The organism is Leucobacter sp. cx-328, assembly GCF_014530035.1.
GTDB lineage: Bacteria > Actinomycetota > Actinomycetes > Actinomycetales > Microbacteriaceae > Leucobacter.
In genome coordinates, this window is record NZ_JACVMX010000008.1 from 1 (window position 1) to 20,921 (window position 20,921).

Consider the following 20,921-nt stretch of genomic DNA (forward strand, 5'->3'; position numbering starts at 1 on the left):
CGCGGGGCGGGGGCCCCCCCACCCCCCCCCCCCCCCCCCCCCCCGCCCGCCCCCCCCCCCCCCCCCCCCCCCCCCCCCCGCCCCTGTGTCATGCCGTTACGGCCGCGGCGAAGCCTCCAGCGCAGGCTTGCTACCCAGCCTCCGCTAGCTGAACACGAAACAGACGTCCACCGCAATCAGCATGAGTAACGAAGAATGGGCCGCAATCCACATCAGGTTCGCGTTTGGAAGCAGTTTGGACGGGTCGAAGCCAGCTGGACCTTCCGCCGAATTCACGCTCGTGGCGTCAGCGATCCACCAAAGCACGAAGAAGGAAACTAGGACGACGTTCAGGGCTACGAGCAGTACCAGCGTCGTTGTTCGCAGTGCAGAGCCTGCTTCTTTCGTCATGTGCGTTCTCCTTGGCGCTGGGTCTTCGAGCCCGAGCGCCAGTTTTCCGCGCTGGGTTCCCGGAAGTGCCCCAAATCCTAATGGCAAGAGGACTTGCCTGCCAGGCCATCTTCGGGGCGCAAGCCTCCAGCACAGACACACAGGGGCGCGGATCGGACAACCACTGTCTGATCCGCGCCCCTGTGTCGTGCCGTTGCGGCCGCAGGAAATTACGCTGCGATGGTGACGATGTCCTCGAGGGGACGGCGCTCGCGGGGAGCGGTCTCGCGCTCCTGGAGCATCTCGGGGAGGTGATCCGCCGACTCAGCGATGGTGCCGAGGGTCGAAACAGTCACAGCAACCTGGTTCTCGCCGAGGTTGAACGCTGCCTTGAGTGCTGCGGGGTCGAAGCCACCCATCTGGTGCACGTAAATGCCCTCGCTCTGAGCCTGCACCGAGAGGTGAGCCATTGCCTGGCCGAGGTCGTAGTGTGCCCAGGGGCGTGCGTTGCCCTCTTCGTCAGCGGTCTCTGCGACTGCAACGAGGAGTGCCGAAGCCGAGCCAGCCCATGCCTGGTTGAAGCCTACGAGCGACTCTGCGATCTGTGCGAAGCCCTCGGTGCCACGGCGTGCAACGATGAAGTGCCAAGGCTGAACGTTGTTCGCGCTGGGTGCCCAGCGAGCTGCCTCGAAGATGCCGCGCAGCGCGCCCTCGGGGAACTCATGGTTTGCGTCGAATGCGCGGGGGCTCCAGCGGTTGCTGAGTGACTCAAGAATAGGAGCGCTGGTCTGCGCGGTGCGGGGGCTCATGTTGAGGCTTACTCCTTGAAATACGGTGATGTACGCAGGGTGCAACATCAGATCTGGCCAGAGTATTCCAGCGAGTTTTCTGTGCGTCAGTTTGTGACGGTGCCCCGTCGCTATCCCAGCAGCAATGCGATCGCGGCCAGCACCGGCAGCGAGGCAAACGTGGTGAGGAACACGGTGTCGCGCACAAGCACCTCACCGCGCTGATAGGTGACGGCGTAGGTGTAGACGTTCTGCGCGGTCGGGAGGGCTGCGATCGTCGTGGCCACGAACGTGGCGTGCGGATCGAGCCCAAACGCGAGTGACAGCCCAAACGCGATGAGGGGCATGCCCACGACCTTGAGGCCCGAGGCAGTGAGTGAGGCTGCGCGGCCGCTGCCTGCCGTGAGGGGACGCTGGCCGTGCAGCGAGATGCCAAAGCTCAAGAGCACCATCGGAATCGAGGCCGCACCGAGCATGTCGAGCGGTTCGACAATGAGCTGCGGCACGGGTACCGCGAAGAGTGCACAGAGATAGCCAGCTGCCGTGGCGATGATGATGGGGCTGCGGAGTGTGCGCCCGAGTGCTTGGGTGGCCGTTTTGAAGGCTGAGGATGATCCGCCAGACCGTGAGAAATCGAGAATCGACAGCGTTACCGGGGCAAACACAATGAGCTGCACGAGCAGCAACGGTGCAACGTACGCAGCGTCACCCAGAATGTACATGGCCACCGGCAGGCCCAGGTTGTTCGAATTCACATACCCCGAAGCGGTCGCGCCGAGCGTCGTCGCAGCGAAGTCACGTTTGAACCACAGGCGCGAGGCAACGACAAACAGCAATGCCGCGGCAATTGCCGAGAGCGTCGTGACGAGCATGACTGGCGAGATCAACACCTTCGGGTCGCTGCGCAGCAGCACGCCGAATAGCATCGCGGGCATCGCGACGTAGAACGCGACGTTGTTGAGGACGCGTCGTTGCTCGCCTTTGACGATGCCGAGGCGACCCGTGAGATATCCCGCTCCGATGATGACGAGGATGACGGTGAAGCCCTGCAATACGCCAAACACGGGTGAGGATCCTCTCGATCTGCTGCCGCGACGGGAAGCGCCGCTAGATCAATCGTATGGGGCGTGGATCTCGGGGCCACCGCAACCGTTGCAGAGATGCAACCTGCCCGAGCTGTTGGCATGCCATGCAGCACGTACGCTGTATCGGGTGATCATTCCATTTCTCGTCGGTATCGGTAGCGGCCTCTCTCTGATCGTTGCGATTGGTGCGCAGAATGCGTTTGTGCTGCGCCAGGGCATCCGACGAGAGCACGTGCTTCCGGTCGTGCTTATCTGCGGGCTGACGGACGCGCTTCTTGAAACGCTTGGCGTCGCTGGTATCGGATACGTCGTGGAGCGAGCGCCTATCGCGCTTGAGATCATTCGGTGGGGTGGCGTGCTCTTCCTGCTCTGGTACGCGTTCTCGGCCGCTCGCCGTGCGATGAAGCCGTCTGTGCTCGTCGCTGATGGTGCGGGGGAGTCATCGCTTAAGCGCACGGTCCTCGCCTGCCTCGCAATCACCTACCTCAACCCGCACGTGTACCTCGACACCATGGTGCTCATGGGGTCGATCGGTAACGCACAGGGCGACCCCGGCCGCTGGTGGTTTGCTGCTGGCGGAGCGATCGCGAGCATCGGGTGGTTCTTCCTGCTCGGGTACGGCGCACGCCTGCTCACGCGCTTCTTCGCGACGCCGCGTGCATGGCAGGTGCTCGACTGGATCGTCGCTGGCATGATGCTGGTCATCGCTGCGCGCCTGATCTTCGGTGGTGCGGTCGGCTAATTCGCGGCATGGGGCTGCTTGGAGCTGCTTGGAACGATCCGCGCCCTGCCCGCGGCACACGCGCCCGCGCGAGCCTGGAAGAATAGGGGTGTGACTGAAGAGAGCGCACCCATCCAAGATCGTCCCGGCGTCGGGCCGTGGCCTGGCGGCCGCGAGGAGTGGCCGACCGAGGATTACTACGACCCCGAGCTGCTCGAGAATGGCGATTCACGCAATGTGATCGACCGGTATCGGTACTGGACGATGGATGCCATCGTGGCGGATCTCGACGAGCACCGACACCCATTCCACGTCGCGATCGAGAACTGGCAGCACGACATGAACATCGGTTCGATCGTGCGCAGCGCCAACGCGTTCGCCGCAGACACCGTGCACATCGTCGGACGTCGCCGCTGGAACAAGCGTGGCGCAATGGTGACTGATCGCTACCAGCACGTCGAGCATCGGGAAACCGTGGCGGATCTCGTTGCTTGGGCACGGGCTGAGGGCATTCCGATCATTGCGATCGACAATGTGCCTGGGTGCGTTCCCCTGGAGACCTTTGAGTGGCCCGAGCGCTGCGTCATGCTCTTTGGCCAGGAAGGCCCTGGCTTGAGCGCCGAGGCCATTGAGGCGGCTGAGGCCGTGGTCGAGATCACGCAGTACGGGTCGACGCGGTCGATCAACGCTTCTGCTGCTGCCGCGGTGTCGATGCACAACTGGGTGATGCAGCACTCGACGCTGCGGCCCCGGTAGAGGTTGGTGCTGTTGGCTGCGCTGCGGCCGCGTTTGCCGTAGATATGCGATCGGCCGTCAATATGGTGTTTGGGCGTCCAAACACCAGTTTTTAGGCAGATTACAGATTTACGGTGACGTGCTGATCCTGGCTTTGCGTTGCGCACAGGGGCACATATCGCGAAGACCCGAGTGAGTTTTCCACATTTCCAGAATTCGCCGTGCGGTGGGATTCAAGCGTTGCAATTGTGGGTAAATGTATCGGCAGCGCTTGGAAGAAGCACATGGGGTGACCCGCACAAGTGAATTGCGTGAGGCGGGCCTGAGTAAGTATGCACTCGACCAAGCGGTCAAACGTGGATCGCTGCTTCGAATTGGCCGCGGTTGGGTGGCCGTGCCAAGCGCAGATCCAGCACGAGTGTACGCAGCCAAAGCGCGACTCACGCTGAGCTGCGTCACTCAGGCAGAGCGGCTGGGGCTGTGGGTGCGTGAGAGTGGTCAGCGCCACTTTGCTGTGCCCAGGCCTGGGAGCGAACTGCGCGAAGAGGGAATCTGCCTCCACTACTGGAAACCGGTTGAACCACGGATGCCGTATGCGCTCGAAGACTCGATCATTAATGTGTTGTCACATGTTGCTCGATGTCAGCCTCACGAGGACGCGGTTGCGACTTGGGACTCCGCATTGAACAAGCAGCTCGTTACCAAGGGACAGTTGGAAAGTGCCGCACTTGGTGGCCGAGCAAGACGCGTGCTCAGAGACACTGACCGCTTCGCGGACTCGGGGCTAGAGACATACGTACGACTCAGGCTGAGGTGGTTGCCGGTACGGCTCCGAACTCAGACCTGGATCGAGGGGCGACGAGTGGATTTCCTCTTAGGGGAGCGTCTGATCTTGCAGATCGACGGAGGTACGCATGTTGGCGTACAGCGAAACAAAGACAACACTCACGACGCAGTGCTGGCGACGTTGGGATTCACCGTGCTGAGGTTTGGCTATGCCCAGGTCATGCATGACTGGCCAGAAACCCAAGAAATCATCATGACGGCAATCAGGGCGGGACTGCATAACAGGCGTTGATGCAGACGTAGGGTGGTTGGTCCGAAAGCGATTCGGCTCAGGGCAAGGTCTGCCGGTGGCAGGCCGCGGCAGCGCCGTGTAGGGCCTCCATGTCGTGGCGGGGCTGTATGGTGCTGCCGCAGCCGGGCATGCGCCCGGCATTGCCCTGGGCTAGTGGCATGTTGCGGCTGTCGCTTGCCGCATTTGCCGTAGATATGCAATCGGCCGTCAATATGTTGTTTGGGCGTCCAAACACCAGATCTAGAGCGGAAAGCAGATCTACGGCAACAGCGGGCTGGAATGGGCCGGCGCTACGTGCGACGCCCGCGCACCACGACGGTGATGCCGACCAGCAGGAGCAACGTGCCAAGCCCAATCGTGGTGATGGTGATCCAGGTGATCGCGTCGAGGCTACCTGTGCCAAACGCCTTCTGGCCGACGTAGGCGCAGAACGCGAGAATCAGGGCACCCCAGATGATGGGACCGGTTCGTGGCCCCGTGCGATGGTCATCCTGCGCTGGCTGCGCTGGCTGCGCTGGCTGCGCTGGCTTCAGCGGCGGAACGGGCTGCGTCGGCGGAACGGGCTGCGTCGCCTCGATCGGAGTCGTCGGAAATAGTGGAGTAGTCGCAGGTTGCACTGACGGCTCCGCTCCGGTTTCGGGGCGAGTCTCTTCTGAACTGCTCATCGGATGACCTCCTGCTTCGCACGGGCGAGTTGGCTCTCGAGTTCAGTCTCGCGAGCTTCGAGCTCGGTACGGTCCTTGGCCGAGAGGCCTGGCTCGGTGAGCTGCCACTGTACATGGTCAAGCTGCTCCCCGATACGGGCGGCCTTTGCTTCCGCTTCTGCTTCCGCTTCGGCCGCGGCTTGTTCCTCAGCTAGCTCGGCCTGAGACTTTCCAGTATCGTCCGTCTTCGACCCGCTGGTCGAGGAACTGTCAGTGCTCTCCATTTGATGGAAAACACGGATGTTTCCTGCCAGCACGTAGACGGTGATGTGGGGGAGATCCGCGCTCCGGTGTGCCACGCTCCCGCTGCCGTGCCCTGAGTGGTCAGCGCCGTTGACTTCGATGGTTCGACTCAGCAGCGGGCCAGCGGTGCGAGCGCCAGCGGCCCCGGGCTCTTCGATGTTGCCAGCGAGTACACGCAGTGTGATTACCGCTGGTGTCTCGATCGGGAGAGACACATTCACGCGACCGGCCCCGAGCCATGCGGTGAGATCGCCATCATTGGGTTGCAGATTCGTGAGATCGAGATCCATGTCACCCGCGACGACCACGGCACCGGGCGCCTGGCCGGCCGGGACATACATGTTGCCGAATGGCTGGAAGCGTGAACCCCAGGGGAACACTGCGGTGACGAGGAGCGCAATGACGCCGACAGTAGAGAGGAAGCCGACAACGCCGGTGCTTCGACCGCGGATACCGGCCACAATCAGTGACACGGCCAGCACAACAAGCGCACCAGTGATGCCCGCAATGAGCGAAGCAGGGACACCAGATGCGAACGGCAGGCGGGCATCAAACGTGAGCGCCCAGATCGCGCAGGATCCAGCAGCGAGCAGCGCAAGCGCGAGGGTGATGATCACATGACCTGCACCCAGCTTGCGAGCGTCGTGGTGCGCGGCGTACTGCGCGCTCCATTCGTCAGCCTTGCGGCCTACGTCGTCGCCCCACTTTGAAGCCTTCTCGCTTGTGCGGTCGCCCCAGTCTGAGACGTTCTTCTCCCAGCCGTTGAGACGTTGCTCCCAGGTGGGGTCGGGAGTACCCGCGCTCGAGTCGGAGGCGTCTGACGTGGGGGCGGATCCGCCCGCGGTCGTAGCCGACTCAGCCGGTCCGGCGAAGGAAGCCGTCGAAGGTGCTGCGCCAGCTGTGGCCGGTGTAGCGGCTGCAGCGGCAGCCGGGTCAGTAGCTGGGGCCGCCGTCGGATCACTCGCGCCAGCAGCATTCTGCTTACGGCCGCGCTTCAGCGCGACACGGCTGACCCACCACACGGCACCGCCCACGATTGCGAGCCACAGGCCGATAGTGAAGAGTACTTGCAGCCAGTGCGGGAGCATCCATGTGCCCCAACCCCAGCCCCAATTCCAGACGCTGAGCGGGCTGGAAACGCCGGGCGCAATAATTCCGAAGATCGCCGGAATCACCACAACGACCGCAATAATTACTGCGGCGGTGACGACCCCGGCCGACGCTCGCCCCCGGAACAGTTCCTCCAGGTGAATGCGTCCGCTGGTATCGGGCAACAGGAGCCAGCCTGCGAGGTACAGCAGCAAGCCTGGCCCGCCAAGCACGGCGAGAACGATGAAGATGCCGCGCACGATGAGCGGATCAATGCCTGCTTTCGCCGCAAGGCCACCGGCAACGCCGGCGAACCAGCGATCGCTGCCGCGGGTGATTCCGAGTCCACGCAGCCACGTGAAGAACGGGGTGCCGAAGGGGGCATTGCCGTTCTGAGTCGGTTCGGGTGTGGTGTTCATACTTCGAGTTTGCTGGACACTGGCGAAGCTTGCCATCGGGGTTTCCCCTGAGCGACCCCTGATCCTTGCCCCTGAGGGTGCAGACTGCCCCCGTTGGCTGCTTTGATAGAACCATGAATCGACCCCCGCTCGTGCGCGCGACAGATGACCGCATTCTCGCGGGCGTCTGTGCGGGCCTTGCCGCGCACCTCGCGGTGCCGGTGGCATGGGTGCGGATCGCATTCGCCGTCCTCGCGCTCGCCGCAGGCGCTGGGCCGCTGCTGTACATCTGGCTGTGGGTGACGGTACCGCCGGCAGGAGCGCTTGAACCGATCGTCCCGTTGCGTCGGGCACTGACTCGGCCCGCTGCGACTGACGTTACGGGGCCGACCGCAGGAGCACCTGCGATTGCAGCCCCTGCCGCACCAACTGCGCCGTCTGGTATCCCAGATAGTCAGACGGACGAATCTGGCACCGCACCGGCTCCTGAGGCTGCGCCCCGTGCCACTCCAGACGCGGTTGCCTCTGCGCCAGCGCCAACACCAGCGCCAACACGCTTCACCCGCTGGCCGGTCGCCGAGCTCCTGCTTGGTGCCGGATTCCTCATCGCCGGTATCGCACTCGTGCTCGACCGCTCTGGCGTGCGCTTCGACCTGACGTTCATCCTGCCTGCGCTCGCAGTGCTTGTTGGCGTCGGGCTGACCTGGTGGCAGTTCGCCGATCGCCGCAACCCCGAGCGCAACATGGTTCCCCGCGTGCTCGGGGCATTGGCACTCGTCGCCGCAGGCGTCTTGATGTTCTTTGTCACCGCTCGAGAACCGAGCGCACTCACCGTCATTGGTGCCGCATTCGCGGTGCTTGCTGGCGTCGCGCTCGCGATTGCGCCGTGGCTGCTCCGTATGAACCGTGAGCTCGTGGCCGAGCGGTCGGCACGTGCCCGCGAGGAGGAACGCTCCGAAATCGCCGCCCACCTGCATGACTCGGTGCTGCAGACGCTCGCACTGATCCAGCAGCGATCCGCCCCCGGCAGCGAAGTCGCGCGGATCGCCCGCGGCCAGGAACGCGAACTCCGTGAGTGGCTGTTCCGCGCTGGGGACGGTGCTGCCGCGCGTGAGCGCGAGCTTGCCGGCGAGGAGCTGCGCGCCCACGCTGCCGCGCTCGAAGCGGAGCACGCGGTGCGATTCGAGGTCGTCGAAGTAGGTTCGGCAGGCATCGCCCCCGAACCGATCATCGCTGCCGCGCGCGAAGCCATGCTCAACGCAGCCCGCCACGCGGGCGGTGACGTCACGGTATACCTCGAAGCGACCGCTGACACGATCCGCATAGATATCGCCGATCGCGGTCCCGGTCTTGATCTCTCCAATCTGCCAGATGGCCGCATGGGAGTGCGCGAATCGATCCTCGGTCGCATGGAGCGCGCCGGTGGCGGGGCGCGGATCGTCCGAGGCCCCAGCGGCGGCACGTCAGTGCGACTGAACATCCCACGGGTGGCCCCTGCCGCCACAGCCCCAGACTCTCCGGAAGGAACCCCGAATGACTGAGGTGCAGAGTGCGCCAATCCGCGTCGTGATCGTGGATGACCACCAGATTTTCCGCACCGGGCTGCGCGCTGAGCTCGGCCCGGAGCTCGATGTCGTTGGCGAGGCGGCGACCGTCGACGAGGCTGTTGCGGTGATCGCCGAGACGTTGCCCGACGTCGTGTTGCTTGACGTGCACTTGCCCGGCGGTGCTGGCGGTGGCGGGGCTGAGGTGCTCCAGCGGATCGCAGGCACTCCGGCCGGCGCCACGGCTCGTGCACTCGCGCTCAGCGTCTCGGATGCTGCTGATGACGTGGTGACCGTGATCCGCGCGGGTGCTCGTGGGTACCTGACCAAGACGTCATCGGGTGCGGAAGTTACGGCGGCAGCGGTGCGTGTGCACGGTGGCGATGCGGTCTTCTCGCCGCGCCTGGCCGGGTTCGTGCTCGACGCCTTTGGCGCTGGTGGCGGCGAGACTGCAGCGGCTGATGATGAGCTCGACCGGCTGTCTGCCCGGGAGCAAGAGGTCATGCGCATGATTGCCCGAGGCTATGCGTACAAGGAGGTGGCGGCTGAGCTCTTCCTGTCGGTGAAGACGGTGGAAACTCACGTCTCCAATGTGCTGCGCAAGCTGCAGCTGTCGAATCGGCATGAGCTGACTGCCTGGGCGCTGTCGCGGCGGCTGCTGTAGGGGTTTTGGTCTGGCGTCGGTGCCGCGACCGCGACCGCGACCGCGATTTGCCGTAGATATGTAATCGGCCGCCAATATGTTGTTTGAGGCCGATTTCTGCATATTTACGGCAGAAAGCATATTGACGGCAAATTGGGGCGCTTCGTCGTTGCAACCAGGCATAGCCGCGGCGCTCGCACAAACAAAAGGTGGTGGGCCCCGCATAAGCGAGGGCCCACCACCTGGCAGAGGGACCGACGGGAATCGAACCCGCGTTCTCAGCTTGGGAAGCTGATGTCTTACCATTAGACGACGATCCCAGGCTGCGTTACCGCAACCCTACGAGCGTATCAGAATGGGAACCCGAAGGCGCCCATTCTGGCGCCGTAATTACGAAGCGCAGACTGCCTTCTCGGCGATGGCGTTTGCCTGTGCCTCAGCGGTCCAGCTCATTTCGGGTGCAGCGCCGTTTTCAGCGGCGATTGCTGCGAGCTCGAACGCGAGCGCACGCGCGAAGCTTGCGCCTGCGGTCGAGTTGTTCAGTGCGACTGCGACGGTGAACTTGGTCTCGGGATCCTGGTACGCAGCGCTGATGGTGCCAGAAAGCTTGCCTGCATGACCGAGCAGCGGGCCGACCTTCTCGACGCCGAAGCCCCACTCAGCGCCGCCTTCTTCGACTTCACCCGTGGGGTTGCCGTCCTTGTCGCGCTCGGGGTTCGACGCAGATTCGGTCGTGGTGGTGATGCTTGCCTGCTTCGGTCCGCCGAAGGTGCCCGCGAAGTATGCGTCGTAGAAGCGCTTCATGTCAGTGACGGTCGTGACAGCCGAGCCAGGGCCCGAAATCATCGTGGTGCTCACGCCTGAGAGCGTGATGTCTTCAGCATCACAGACGGCATTGCCGTCCTTCGTCGGGTACGCGAGCGGGGTGAGGCCGCCTTCGCCGAGGCTGGTCTCAGTTGTTTCAGGGATGTACGACGAGCGCATCTCGGCAACCTCGAAGAGCTCGTCCTGGTACAGGTTCTGCGGCGATACCGCTGCCTGAATGCGCAGTGCGCGATGCAGAAGGAGCGCGTTGCCGTCTGACTCGTGGAAGTCGAGACCGGGCCACGAGAGCGGTGAGCGTGCGAACGTGTTCGCAAGCAGCTCCTGCTCAGCAAAGACGCGCTCGGGCGTCTGCATGTTGGCGCTCTCGAAGCCCTTCTTGTAATCTGCAAGGCCAGAACGCTGGGTGCAGAGCTGCTCGAAGGTGATGTCGTCGAGGTGCGCTTGGCGCGTGAGTACGTCTGAGACCGGCTGGTTGAGCTTCAGCTCACCTGCCGTGACCTTCTCGAGCAGAATCGCGCACGCAAACGGAGTTGCGGTCTGAGCAGCGTTGAACTGCGAGCCTGCGTCGATGCCCTCGCCGAAGCCCTGGACGTACTCGCCCTCTGACGTCCAGACGCCGACGACGGCCTGCGTCGATCCGCTCTTCTCGAGCGCGTTCTGCACCGCGGTCTCGAAGCTCCCTGCGAGGCCTTCACTTACGGTGCTGGAGTTTGAATCGTTGCCGGCCTGGCCAGCACCGCTGCATGCGGTGAGGCTGAGGGCGACGACAGCGAGAGCACCCACTGTGGCGACGCGAGTGCGTCGGGCAAAGCTTGCGAACACGAAAACCGCCAATCCTGCTTACTGGTTGCGCGAGGCAAAGTCGAGGAAAGTCTACTCTGTGGTACCAGCGGTAACCCGTGAAAATGGCCTCTTTCACCAAGTCGTTAATAGAATGGTGTGGTGAAGAACTTTGATGCCGCCGTTATTGACGCAGTGCTCGCCCACATGAATGACGACCACAACGATGACAACTTGCTCATCGCACGCGCAAATGGTTATCCCGATGCGACTGCCAGCGTCATGGCAGACCTGAACCAGGATGCCGGTGTTTGGCGCGCCGAGGGCCCCGAGGGCACTCGTGAGATCACTGTTGCCTGGCCGAGTGCTCCGCTGACTGAGCGCCCGCAGATCCGCCGCGATGTTGTGCTGGTGTACCAGGCGGCATGCAAGACGCTCGGCGTTCCCGCTCGTGAAGAGCACAAGCCTGCAGCCGATGCCAACCCGCATGGCGAGCACGGCGGCCACGGCCACGGCGGCCATGGCGCAAGCCCCCACGGCCACGGCGGCAACCCGCACGCGCATGGCGGCAACCCGCACGCGGCTGCAGCTGAGCACACCGGCCCGAAGCCGTTCTCGCAGGTTATCCGCGAGAGCTCGTGGGGCGACCACTCAGACAGCGAGGGTGCGACCTTCATGGAAGACATCATGCGCGGTGTCGCCACGAAGCAGGACTACATTGACCTCGTCATCCAGCACTACTTCATGTATGTAGCGCTCGAGGCGGCTGCGACTCAGCTCGCAACCCGTGATGACGCAGAGCTGCTGCACCCCGCAGCGCTCGTTCGTCTTCCCGCTCTTGAGGAAGACCTTGAGTTCCTCGTTGGTGCTGACTGGCGTGAGCAGATCGCGGCAGTGCCTGCGACCGCTGCATATGCGGCTCGCATCACCGAAATCGGCGAAGAGGGCTGGGCTGCTGGCGTTATCGCGCACCACTACACGCGCTACCTCGGTGACCTGTCGGGTGGCCAGATGATCGCGAAGCGTGTCGCGAAGCAGCACGGCTTCGATGATGGACGTGGCATCTCGTTCTACAACTTTGCTGAGCTCGGCGATCTTGCTGAGTTCAAGACCAACTACCGCACGGTGCTTGATTCGCTGGGTGACACCCTCGATGAGGCCGAGCAGAAGCGCATGTGCGACGAGGTGCGCCAGGCGTACGCGTTCAACACACAGGTCTTCATCGATCTGGGCAAGCAGAAGGCTGCCCGCGCAGCAAACTGAGCAGGCTGAAGGGGATCGCGTGAGCCGCAAGGGAAGCCTAGGCCAAGCGTTCTCCGAAGCAATCCGGAGCCTGTGGGCGATGCCAGCTGGTCCCGGTCCGCGTCACTGGATCGCGCTGCGAGCGGCCGCTTCTATGGGCGTTCCGCTCGCGATCGGCACGCTGCTTGGCGAACCCGGAATCGGCCTGCAGGTTGGCACCGGCGCGTTCACCGCGCTGTTCTTCGCTGGCCTTCCCGCTGCGGAACGTGCGCGTGTGCTGCCGCTCGTTGGCGCGATGCTGTTTGGCTGCGCTGCCCTCGGTGGGTGGCTCGCGCACTGGCCACTGGCAGCCGCGATCGGCCTGGTTATCGCCGCGATTGTGTCGAGCGCGGTCACGTATGGCCTGCGCTTCGGCCCGCCTGGTCCGGTGTTCTTCGTGCTTATGTACGGGCTTGCCGGGACGATCGCTGGGCCGAAGAGTTCGGTGTCGCTTGGTTCATTCTTGCTGGCACTGGCTGTTGGCATCGTCTTTGCCTACCTGATCGCGCTGCTGCCGCTGTTGCGTCGTGCAGAACGTGAGCGCCCGGCACGACCGTTCCGCGAGATCATTCCGCGGATCTGGTTTGGTCGCGGCGAGCAGGAACTCCTATTGCGTGTGGCGATCGTGGCCGTTATCGGCACGATCGTGAGCGAGCTGTGGATCGAACCGTCGCGCGCGTACTGGACGGTCTCGTCTGGTGTCGCGGTCATTGGTTTGAGCACGGTGCGTAGGCACTCGCTCGGCCGCGGCCTGCATCGCTCACTCGGCACGATTCTCGGCGCCGCACTGTTCATACTCATCGCACCGCTCGGTGAAAACCCGTGGATGTTTGTGGCGATCATCGCGTTCTTCCAGTTCGCGATTGAGATTGTCGTCGTGCGAAACTACGCGTTTGCGCTTGTGTTCATCACGCCGCTCGTGCTGTTCATCTCGTCGGCTGCTTCTGGCGCCGGCATGGAGTTTACTGCGGAGGTGCGTGTGATCGACACCCTCGTGGGGGCGACGCTCGCGATCTTGACCTCGTTCATCCACGCGCCTGGACCGCGCACGGCCACTGGCACACTCAAGGTGGTTTCGTAGCCGCCGTCTGGGGCGTGGCCGGAGGCCACTGATCCGCCAAGAATATGGGCGCGCTCACTCAGGCCGACGAGGCCGAGTCCTGAGCCAGGCAGCCCGAGCCCTGGCATCTGCGGCGCGGAATTGCTCACGCGCACCTCAAGTACCCCCTCGACAACTTGCCCGCGTACGCTGACTGCGGTGCCGGGAGCATGCTTGCGCGCATTCGTGAGCGCCTCTTGAATGGTGCGGTAGATCGCGCGCTGCACCGGTGCACTGAGTGAATCTGGCAGATCGAGCTCCACCGTTACCTCGAGTCCGGAGGCCTCGGTGAGCGCGGCGACATCTGACAGGCAGGGCTGTGGCGCAGTTTGGGGCGCGGATCGATCGCCAGATCGCAGCACCGTGAGCATCGTCCTGAGCTCTTCGAGCGTGGTCACGCAGAGCTGGCGGATCGTGCGGGCACCCGTGCGTGACTCCTCGTCGCGGGCTCGCACCTGAAGCGCACCGGCTTGCACGGCCATGAGACTGACCTGGTGTGAGACGACGTCGTGCATTTCGCGGGCAAGGAGTTCGCGCTCGTGTCGCACCGCCTCGGCCGCAGCGCGTTCGCGCTGGGCAGCGTGCGCTTCGCCGAGTTCCGCGAGGCTGTCGACGAGCTGGCAGCGGGTGGCGACGAGCACGCCGACGGCTGCAGGAGCGAGGGCGAACATCGCTGCGGTCGTGAGCATACCTACGGGGTGTTGGGGAATCTCTGCACCGGCAGCTCCAGCGACGTGCGCCACGAACATGGTCGAGATGGCGCCACCGAGCACCATGCGGTGCGGCCGCTGTACGGCGAGCGAGTAGAGCGCGATGACGGCGGCGATCGAGGCGCAACCGAACACGAGGCCGGGAAGCGCGAGTAAGACGGCCGCCCATGGCGCGCACCGTCTGAGTATCAGCCCAGCCGCGGCAACGAACGAGAAGATGGTGCTCAGAAGCCCCGAATCAAACAGGGTAATCGCGGCCTCCGCCGAGGCGGCCACGAGCAGCGCGGCTTCGACCGTCCAGCGCGGGAGTGTCGCGGGAGCGAGCGTCTTCATCGTGTGACCTCCGTGCGGAGGAGCCCGGCACGCTCGGCCAGCAGCGCGGCGGGCACGCGGCCAGAAACAGATAACTTCGCGAGGATCGCGGAGACGTGGTCCTTCACCGTACCGACACTGAGCAAGAGTGCGCGGGAGATCTCGGTGTTTGAGTCGCCCTGTGCAACGCGGACAAGCACCTCGCGCTCTCGCTCGGTGAGCTGCGCGATCCGCGCCACTGCATCGTGATCGGTCCCGCCAGCGCGCACTGCCTCGCGCATGCGCTGCGCGGGGAGGGGAGCGAGCACAACACCACCGCTCGCGGCCGTCCGGACATACTGCGGCAACAGCTCGGGATCGGTGTCTTTCAGGAGGTATCCGGCCGCGCCAAGGTCGAGCGCGGTGCGGACGTAATCGTCCATGTCAAAGGTGGTGAGCATGACGATGTGGGGCGGATCGGGCAGCGCCGTCAGCTCCCGCAAGACAGTGAGCCCGTCGACCTGGGGCATGCGAATGTCGAGCAGCACAACCTGTGGGCAACGCTCCCGCACGAGGGCGAGGGCTTCTGTGCCGTCACCTGATCCGACAACGGTGAGGCCGGGTGCCGCCTCAAGAATGAGCGTGAGTCCCTGCCGCACGAGTGCCTCATCGTCGATGATGGCGACGGCGATGGCGATGGCAGCGGTGACGCTGGACGCGGGGAGCTGATCTGACATACGGCAATGCTAGGTTGCGCTGATCCGAACCTCGCTGGGTATGCGCCGGGTTCAGCCGGTTGACGTCGTGTTTCAGCCAGGTGGGGGATACCGGCTCGCCGGAACGAACGCCAACACTAGATTTGGGCGCGACATCCGCGCTCACAGTGAAGGAGATCTCATGACCCAGACGCCTGCCCCCACCGCCGCCCGCGCCGTGATGTCGGACGATATCGCCAAGCTCCTGCTGCGCATCGTGCTCGGCGGAGCGCTCTTCGCGCACGGCTGGCAGAAGTTCTTCAGCATGGGGGTTGACCAGGTGGGCCTCTTCTTCAGCTCGCTCGGTTTGCCGATGCCTGAGGTTGCTGCGATCATCGTGGCGGTGCTCGAGCTTGTCGGCGGCGCCCTCCTCGTACTTGGCGTCTTCGTGCGCCCGCTCGCGGTGCTTGCGGCGCTCGAACTGTTCGTCGCGATCGTGACCGCACACGCAGGTGCCGGCTTCTACGCTGACGGCGGTGGCTGGGAGCTGCCCGCGATCATTGCTGCGGCACTCGTCGCGCTCGCCCTGCTCGGCCCGGGCCGCTTCTCGGCGCTCGCAACGCTTCACGGCCGCATCCCGTCGTTCCTGCGCTAGTCGCACCCCTCCCACCGCCTCACCGCCCCACCCCAGCCGCCGCGGCCCACCGCCTCGGTAGCATTTCGTCGCTTCTGTAAGACATTTTTTGGCGGATCCGTCTGACCGAAGCCGTGTTTCGATACCGGGGCGAAGGGGGGCGCACAGAGATGGGGCGCGGATCAGCATCACCGATCCGCGCCCCATCTCTGTGCGCGTGCCCACCGGGCAGCGAGCTGCCCTACGCGCGGTAGGCGACCTCGCCGTCGACGAGCGTGAGCAGCACCTGCGCGGTGCGCAGGGTTTCGGGATCATCGGTGAACGGGTTCACACTGAGCACGGCGATGTTCGCGCGCTTGCCCGCAGCGATGGTGCCGTGATCCGCGTCTTGGCTTGCGGCGTACGCCGGCCCGTGCGTGAGTCCCTGCAGTGCGTCACCAGGGGTGAATGCGCGCTCGGGGTGGTAGCCAGGCAGCGATGCATCGAGCGCGGAGCGCGTCGTCAGCGCGATGAACAGGTTATCGAGCGCGTGGTGAGGCGCCGTGGGGGCGTCCGTGCCGAGGGCGAGGGTCACACCGTGCTCGCGGAACGTGTGCCACGGGAAGCCCTGCTCGCCACGCTCGTCACCGAGCATTTCGATCCAGTTGTCGAGGATTGCGGGATCACAGTGCACGGGCTGCATTGACGCAGTGATGCCGAGGGCAGCCATGCGCGCGATCGTGTCGGTACCGACTGATTCGAGGTGCTCGATGCGGGGGCGACGGTCTGCGCGGGGGCCGTTCACACGGATGCACTCCGCAACCAGATCAGCCGCCATCTCGCTCGCGGCGTCACCGATCGCGTGCAGCGCGAACTGCAGGCCGGCAGCATCAACGGCGAGCGCGACAGGGCGTGCAGCCTCGTAGCTCCAGATCGGAGCTGCGTTCTCGCCGTTCGCGTACGGTGCTCGCATCGCAGCGGTGCAGGCGTCGATCACACCGTCGAGAATGAACTTCACACCGTTGATGCGCAGCCAGTCATCGCCGAACTCCGCGTGGATCTCATCGCGCAGCCGAGCCGCGGTCGCGACCTGTGCAAGATCCTCAGCGGGATCGCCCGATGCGCGCAGCAACCAGTGCGCGGTGACGGGGAAGGGCAGCTTGCCATCGCGGCGCAGACGACGCACGAGGGGGCGGATCAGGCCCTCATCAAACGCCATATCTGTCGCGCCAGTGACGCCGGTCTCGAGGTACACATTGAACGCGTTGTCGAGGTAGCGGTCTTCGTCTTCCTCGGAGGTGACGCGTGCGAGGTAGCCCCACGCGTGCTGCATGGCTGCGGTCTCGAGCAGGAAGCCGGTTGCATCGCCGTTCTCGTCGCGCACAATCTCGCCGCCAACGGGGTTCGGAGTATTGCGGTCGATGCCCATCGCCTCGAGTGCTGCGGTGTTTACCCACACCGAGTGCAGGTCGTTCGCGTCGAGGAGCACCGGAACATCGGCAACTACCGCGTCGATCATCGCCGCGGTCGGGCGTTCGCCGCCGAGCGCGCCGAACTGCCAGCTCACACCGAGCACGTGCGGCGCATCGGACTGCTCCGCGCGGCGCTCAGCGAGCGCGCTCTGAATGTCAGCGAGCGTCGCGCACTCGCGCAGCTGCACCTTGTCGAGCGCCTCGCCGAGCATGCGCAGGTGCGAGTGGCCCTCAATCATGCCGGGCATGACGAACTTGCCGCCAAGGTCGACCTCGGTGATTTCGGCGGGAACTGCGCCAGGGCCGAATGCCGAGCGCACGGCATCGAGAGTACCCGCTGCAACGATGCGACCAGCCGAGACGACGAAGGCTTCGGCGAGGGGGCGATCCGCCAGCCCGGTGAAAACCGTGGCATTGCGGTAGAGGGTGGTGTTAGGCATTGTGTGCTCCTGCGGTTGCTCCATAGGTTGCTGCTGCCGCGTGGGTTGCGGCGGCGTGCTCGCGTTCGAGGGCGCGCTCTGCACCGACTGACACGCGAGCGATCATGACGGTCGGGATGATGACGATGAAGCTGACGATACCCATCAGGAGGCAGAAGGTCGAGATACCGACGGTTTCGATGAGCCACGCACCGATAAGCGGAGCGAAGCTCGAGCCGACGAGGTACGCGCCTGAGAGCGGTGCCGACCAGCGGCCGCGCGCATCCAGGCCAGCTGCGGTGGCGATGAACAGCGCGAACGCGAACGCGTACACCGTGTTGATGAGAATGATGAGCCACGCAAGCGTCGTGGGGTCGGCGGTGAAGCCGACCCAGATCTTCAGCACGCCACCGAGTGCGAGGGCAAGTGCGAGGGGGAGCGCGCGGCCGAGCTTCTTGCCCGCGATCAGCACGATAAGCATGGTGATGAGGCCGCCGCCAGCTGCTGCGCTGAGGGCTGTGCCAAGCGCTGCGGGTGAGAGGCCAACTGAGTCACCGAGCACGCCGGCCATGGTCCAGATTGCGTCCTCACTCGTGCCCCACAGTGGGAAGACGATGAGGATCCCGATCCCAGCCCAGGTGATGCGGCGGGGTTCTGCGATCTTCAGCGACTGAGTGACGTCGACGGGTTCTGCGTGCGCGGGCGCATCTGGTAGCCATGACGCTACCGCGAAGCTCAGCAGCGAGATGACGGCAAGGGCGCCGAACACGTTGACCTGGCTCAGGCCCATGATCGGGATGATGGCGAGCACGATCATCACGAGGATGCGGTTGATGATGCCGCTCGTCGCGCTCACACGGTTTGGGTTGCGGAGCGCGGCGATCGCGGCGCCCGAGGTGGAGATCGAGGCGCCAACGCCGGCGCCGCCAACGATAAACGCGGTGACCGCGAGCGACTGGGTCGAGGCGAATGCTGCGAGCGCGAACCCGACGGTGCCGACTGCGAGGCCGGCAAGCGCGAGCATGCGGCGGTGAACGCCAGCGGCGAGACGCGAGGTGCAGAGACCGACGACAGCAGAGGCGAGCAGACCCCAGGTCAGTACGGCGCCAGCGTCAAGGCTCGAGAGTCCGAGGCCTTCGAGAGCGGTAATAATGAGCGGCGCGAGGTTTGCCATCATGAGACCGGCAAGAGCGAGCAGGAAGGTGGCTGCGCCGTTCTTGATTCCCAGCGGGTGACGTGGATCGGACCCCTGGACTGCGTGTGTGTTCGAACTCATGATGAGAGCCCTTTCTCAGTGCGTCATTGCAATTCACAGCATTAACCGAATTGATTTCGGTTTCTGCAATATGATGCACTGCAGGAGGTCGCATTGTCAAAACCGGCGACCACGAAGACCGAGGAGGGTCAATGGCGCGACCAAAAGTGGCACTTTTGAGCCGTGACGTGATCGCACGCAAGGCGATCGAAATCGTGGAGTCCGGGCGTGACCTGCAGATTGTGACGCTCGCACGTGAGTTGGGGGTCAGCCCGTCGTCCCTGTACCACCACGTCGAGGGCCGCGACGGCATCATTCACGCAATGCGCGAATCGCTCTCGGCCGAATACGCGCCGCCGCCAGTCACTGATGCGCCCTGGCGCGAACAAGTGAGCGTGCTCATCAGCACACTCTGGCGGCTGTACTCCGACCACCCACGCACCCTCCAGCTGCTGCTCACCGTCATTATCGAGGAGCCCGACACCCTGGAGCTCTACGGCGACATGGCCGCGGCGCTCCGCCTCGGGGGAGTCCCAGACGACGAACTGCTCGTCACGATCGAGACGCTTGACGCGTTTGCGTTTGGATCCGCGCTCGACGCCCTCTCGCCCGAGAGTATCTTTGCGCGCAACAAACTCGACCCCTCGCTCGACGCGCTCATCGACAAGCACCCAACCGGCAAGGCGCGCAACGAGCAGCTCTTTGCGCACGGCGTCGACCTCATCCTTACGAGTGTGGAGCTTCGCGCAGAGCGGGCACGGAGCTAGGCTGCTGGCGCGCTTGCCCCGCGCTCACGCATGAAACGGACCACGTTCGGATCCACAATCACGTCGCTCGGGCGCAGATCGCGCGCGAGATACAGACCCTCGAGTGACCGCACGCGGCTGAGCGCGACGTAGGTTTGGCCTGCCGTGAAGGCGCGCGGGCCAAGGTCAACGCAGGCCGCGTCGTAGGTGTGACCCTGCGACTTGTGGATCGTCACCGCCCACGCCAGGCGCAGCGGGAACTGCTCGAACTCGGCGACGACCTCCTTCTCAAGCTTCTTGGTCTCGGCGTCGTAGCGGTAGCGGAAACGCTCCCACACCGCCGGTTCGACTTCGTACTCGTCATCGTCGGTTTCGACCCAGACCGTGCCCTCCACGCGCGACACCGTGCCGATCGTGCCGTTCACCCAGCGGCCGTCAGGGTCGTTGCGCAGGAACATCACCTGGGCGCCAGGCTTCAGCTCAAGCACCTCATCGGCGGGGAACAGGTTCTCCTTGAACTCGCCCGTGACCTCGGCCACGGCACGGAGCGCGGATCCGCCAATCTCTGCGAGGCGCTCGGCATTGATGCGGTTGACGGTCGCATTGGTCGACGCGAGCGTGATGACGTCGCGCGGTGCCGGGCGCGCGCCGGCCTTGTTCAGGGCGTTCGCCTGGTTCTCGTCGACGATGCCGTGGCGCACGGCGCCGAGGATCCGCTTGAACGAGTCATCGCGCTGGCGATGCACCTCGCTCAGCTCGATCACGCTGAGGGGGACTGCCTCCCAGACCTTGGCATCGAAGAACCACAGCGAGCGGTACGTGTCGTCAAAGTATGCGCGCTCGTGCGGATCCCGCGGCGGCACCGGGGGCAGCTGGAACGGGTCACCAAACATGATGATCTGCGCTCCGCCGAACGGATCGTGCTTCTTGCCGCGCGCGAGGCGCAGCGCGCGGTCAATCGCGTCCATGAGGTCGGCCGAGACCATCGAAATCTCGTCGATGACGAGGGTGTCGATCGACGCGAGCATCTTCTTCAGCTCGGACGGCTGATCGAGATCGTGATCGGCAATCACGCCGGTTGGCAGGCGCAGCAGTGAGTGAATCGTCTGGCCGCCGACATTCAGCGCAGCGACACCGGTCGGTGCGCACACCGCGATGATCTTCGAGGTGTTGTACGACAGGTGGTTCAGGATCGTCGACTTACCCGTGCCCGCACGGCCAGTGACGAAGATGTGTTCGCGGGTGTGCTCAATCTTCTCGTAGACCGAGAGTTGTTCAGAGCTGAGTTCGGGGCGCGACACCCATATAGGGTACCCGGTTTCGGTGAGGAGCTGCTGG

The 20,921-nt window shown here is 64.5% G+C and carries 19 protein-coding genes, 1 tRNA gene and 1 pseudogene; 9 read left to right on the forward strand and 12 right to left on the reverse strand.

Features of this window, described 5'->3' with window-relative positions; genetic code table 11:
• Nucleotides 1-144: 144 nt before the first annotated feature.
• The 3 genes from ICL81_RS09755 to ICL81_RS09765 all read right to left on the reverse strand — a co-directional run bounded on the left by ICL81_RS09755 (nucleotide 145) and on the right by ICL81_RS09765 (nucleotide 2,221).
• Nucleotides 145-390, reverse strand: a complete 246-nt coding sequence (locus ICL81_RS09755) for a hypothetical protein (protein WP_188034711.1) — start codon at nucleotides 388-390, stop codon at nucleotides 145-147.
• Nucleotides 391-599: 209 nt separating this feature from the next.
• Entirely contained in the window at nucleotides 600-1,178 is a 579-nt protein-coding gene (locus ICL81_RS09760; protein WP_188024640.1) for a nitroreductase family protein, read from the reverse strand.
• A gap of 110 nt (nucleotides 1,179-1,288) precedes the next feature.
• Nucleotides 1,289-2,221, reverse strand: coding sequence for an AEC family transporter (locus tag ICL81_RS09765; RefSeq protein ID WP_188034712.1), 933 nt, complete (start codon nucleotides 2,219-2,221; stop codon nucleotides 1,289-1,291).
• Between the two features lie 148 nt (nucleotides 2,222-2,369).
• Between ICL81_RS09765 and ICL81_RS09770 the strand changes: the two genes are divergently transcribed.
• From ICL81_RS09770 to ICL81_RS12210, 3 genes are all read left to right on the forward strand, one after another.
• Nucleotides 2,370-2,984: a LysE/ArgO family amino acid transporter gene (locus ICL81_RS09770; RefSeq protein WP_188034713.1), complete on the forward strand. Its 615-nt coding sequence runs from the start codon at nucleotides 2,370-2,372 to the stop codon at nucleotides 2,982-2,984.
• A 90-nt stretch (nucleotides 2,985-3,074) separates the two neighbouring features.
• Nucleotides 3,075-3,719, forward strand: coding sequence for a TrmH family RNA methyltransferase (locus tag ICL81_RS09775; protein WP_188034714.1), 645 nt, complete (start codon nucleotides 3,075-3,077; stop codon nucleotides 3,717-3,719).
• 235 nt (nucleotides 3,720-3,954) lie between these two features.
• Nucleotides 3,955-4,776, forward strand: a complete 822-nt coding sequence (locus ICL81_RS12210; RefSeq protein ID WP_188034715.1) for a DUF559 domain-containing protein — start codon at nucleotides 3,955-3,957, stop codon at nucleotides 4,774-4,776.
• Between the two features lie 290 nt (nucleotides 4,777-5,066).
• Here ICL81_RS12210 and ICL81_RS09785 read toward each other — a convergent pair whose 3' ends face one another.
• Both ICL81_RS09785 and ICL81_RS09790 read right to left on the reverse strand, forming a co-directional pair.
• Nucleotides 5,067-5,441 (reverse strand): hypothetical protein, encoded by a 375-nt coding sequence (locus ICL81_RS09785; RefSeq protein ID WP_188034716.1) that lies wholly within the window; start codon nucleotides 5,439-5,441, stop codon nucleotides 5,067-5,069.
• Nucleotides 5,438-7,231 carry a PspC domain-containing protein gene (locus ICL81_RS09790; RefSeq protein WP_188034717.1) on the reverse strand — a complete coding sequence of 598 codons (1,794 nt, stop codon included), beginning with the start codon at nucleotides 7,229-7,231 and terminating at the stop codon, nucleotides 5,438-5,440. The genes ICL81_RS09785 and ICL81_RS09790 overlap by 4 nt, the downstream gene beginning before the upstream one ends.
• Nucleotides 7,232-7,344: 113 nt before the next feature.
• Between ICL81_RS09790 and ICL81_RS09795 the strand changes: the two genes are divergently transcribed.
• Together ICL81_RS09795 and ICL81_RS09800 are read left to right on the forward strand one after the other, a co-directional pair.
• Nucleotides 7,345-8,751, forward strand: coding sequence for an ATP-binding protein (locus ICL81_RS09795; RefSeq protein WP_188034718.1), 1,407 nt, complete (start codon nucleotides 7,345-7,347; stop codon nucleotides 8,749-8,751).
• Entirely contained in the window at nucleotides 8,744-9,418 is a 675-nt protein-coding gene (locus tag ICL81_RS09800) for a response regulator transcription factor (RefSeq protein WP_188034719.1), read from the forward strand. The genes ICL81_RS09795 and ICL81_RS09800 overlap by 8 nt, the downstream gene beginning before the upstream one ends.
• Before the next feature lie 228 nt (nucleotides 9,419-9,646).
• Here ICL81_RS09800 and ICL81_RS09805 read toward each other — a convergent pair.
• Both ICL81_RS09805 and ICL81_RS09810 read right to left on the reverse strand, forming a co-directional pair.
• Nucleotides 9,647-9,717: transfer RNA gene (locus ICL81_RS09805), tRNA-Gly, on the reverse strand.
• Between the two features lie 70 nt (nucleotides 9,718-9,787).
• The gene (locus ICL81_RS09810) at nucleotides 9,788-11,044 is read right to left on the reverse strand and encodes a serine hydrolase domain-containing protein (protein ID WP_188034720.1); all 1,257 of its coding nucleotides are present in this window, start codon (nucleotides 11,042-11,044) and stop codon (nucleotides 9,788-9,790) included.
• A 120-nt stretch (nucleotides 11,045-11,164) separates the two neighbouring features.
• Here ICL81_RS09810 and ICL81_RS09815 point away from each other — a divergent pair, with 120 nt between their 5' ends.
• Nucleotides 11,165-12,265, forward strand: a complete 1,101-nt coding sequence (locus ICL81_RS09815; RefSeq protein WP_353055488.1) for a biliverdin-producing heme oxygenase — start codon at nucleotides 11,165-11,167, stop codon at nucleotides 12,263-12,265.
• A gap of 19 nt (nucleotides 12,266-12,284) precedes the next feature.
• Nucleotides 12,285-13,364: an FUSC family protein gene (locus ICL81_RS09820; protein WP_353055489.1), complete on the forward strand. Its 1,080-nt coding sequence runs from the start codon at nucleotides 12,285-12,287 to the stop codon at nucleotides 13,362-13,364.
• A gap of 32 nt (nucleotides 13,365-13,396) precedes the next feature.
• Here the strand turns inward: ICL81_RS09820 and ICL81_RS12215 are convergent.
• Both ICL81_RS12215 and ICL81_RS09825 read right to left on the reverse strand, forming a co-directional pair.
• Nucleotides 13,397-14,425 (reverse strand): annotated as a pseudogene (locus ICL81_RS12215) (sensor histidine kinase); the annotation flags it as partial.
• Nucleotides 14,422-15,120 (reverse strand): response regulator transcription factor, encoded by a 699-nt coding sequence (locus ICL81_RS09825; RefSeq protein ID WP_188034721.1) that lies wholly within the window; start codon nucleotides 15,118-15,120, stop codon nucleotides 14,422-14,424. The pseudogene ICL81_RS12215 and the gene ICL81_RS09825, both read right to left, overlap by 4 nt.
• A gap of 160 nt (nucleotides 15,121-15,280) precedes the next feature.
• Here ICL81_RS09825 and ICL81_RS09830 point away from each other — a divergent pair, with 160 nt between their 5' ends.
• Complete coding sequence (locus tag ICL81_RS09830; RefSeq protein WP_251382072.1) at nucleotides 15,281-15,733, forward strand: DoxX family protein; 453 nt, start codon at nucleotides 15,281-15,283, stop codon at nucleotides 15,731-15,733.
• A 220-nt stretch (nucleotides 15,734-15,953) separates the two neighbouring features.
• Here the strand turns inward: ICL81_RS09830 and ICL81_RS09835 are convergent, their stop codons facing one another.
• Both ICL81_RS09835 and ICL81_RS09840 read right to left on the reverse strand, forming a co-directional pair.
• Complete coding sequence (locus ICL81_RS09835) at nucleotides 15,954-17,603, reverse strand: amidohydrolase (RefSeq protein ID WP_188034722.1); 1,650 nt, start codon at nucleotides 17,601-17,603, stop codon at nucleotides 15,954-15,956.
• Complete coding sequence (locus tag ICL81_RS09840) at nucleotides 17,596-18,858, reverse strand: MFS transporter (RefSeq protein ID WP_188034723.1); 1,263 nt, start codon at nucleotides 18,856-18,858, stop codon at nucleotides 17,596-17,598. Before ICL81_RS09840 ends, ICL81_RS09835 begins: the two co-directional genes overlap by 8 nt.
• A gap of 131 nt (nucleotides 18,859-18,989) precedes the next feature.
• Here ICL81_RS09840 and ICL81_RS09845 point away from each other — a divergent pair, with 131 nt between their 5' ends.
• Nucleotides 18,990-19,604, forward strand: a complete 615-nt coding sequence (locus tag ICL81_RS09845; RefSeq protein WP_188034724.1) for a TetR/AcrR family transcriptional regulator — start codon at nucleotides 18,990-18,992, stop codon at nucleotides 19,602-19,604.
• Here the strand turns inward: ICL81_RS09845 and ICL81_RS09850 are convergent.
• The gene (locus ICL81_RS09850) at nucleotides 19,601-20,884 is read right to left on the reverse strand and encodes a DEAD/DEAH box helicase (RefSeq protein WP_188034725.1); all 1,284 of its coding nucleotides are present in this window, start codon (nucleotides 20,882-20,884) and stop codon (nucleotides 19,601-19,603) included. The two genes, ICL81_RS09845 and ICL81_RS09850, sit on opposite strands and share 4 nt — an antisense overlap.
• Nucleotides 20,885-20,921: the final 37 nt, after the last annotated feature.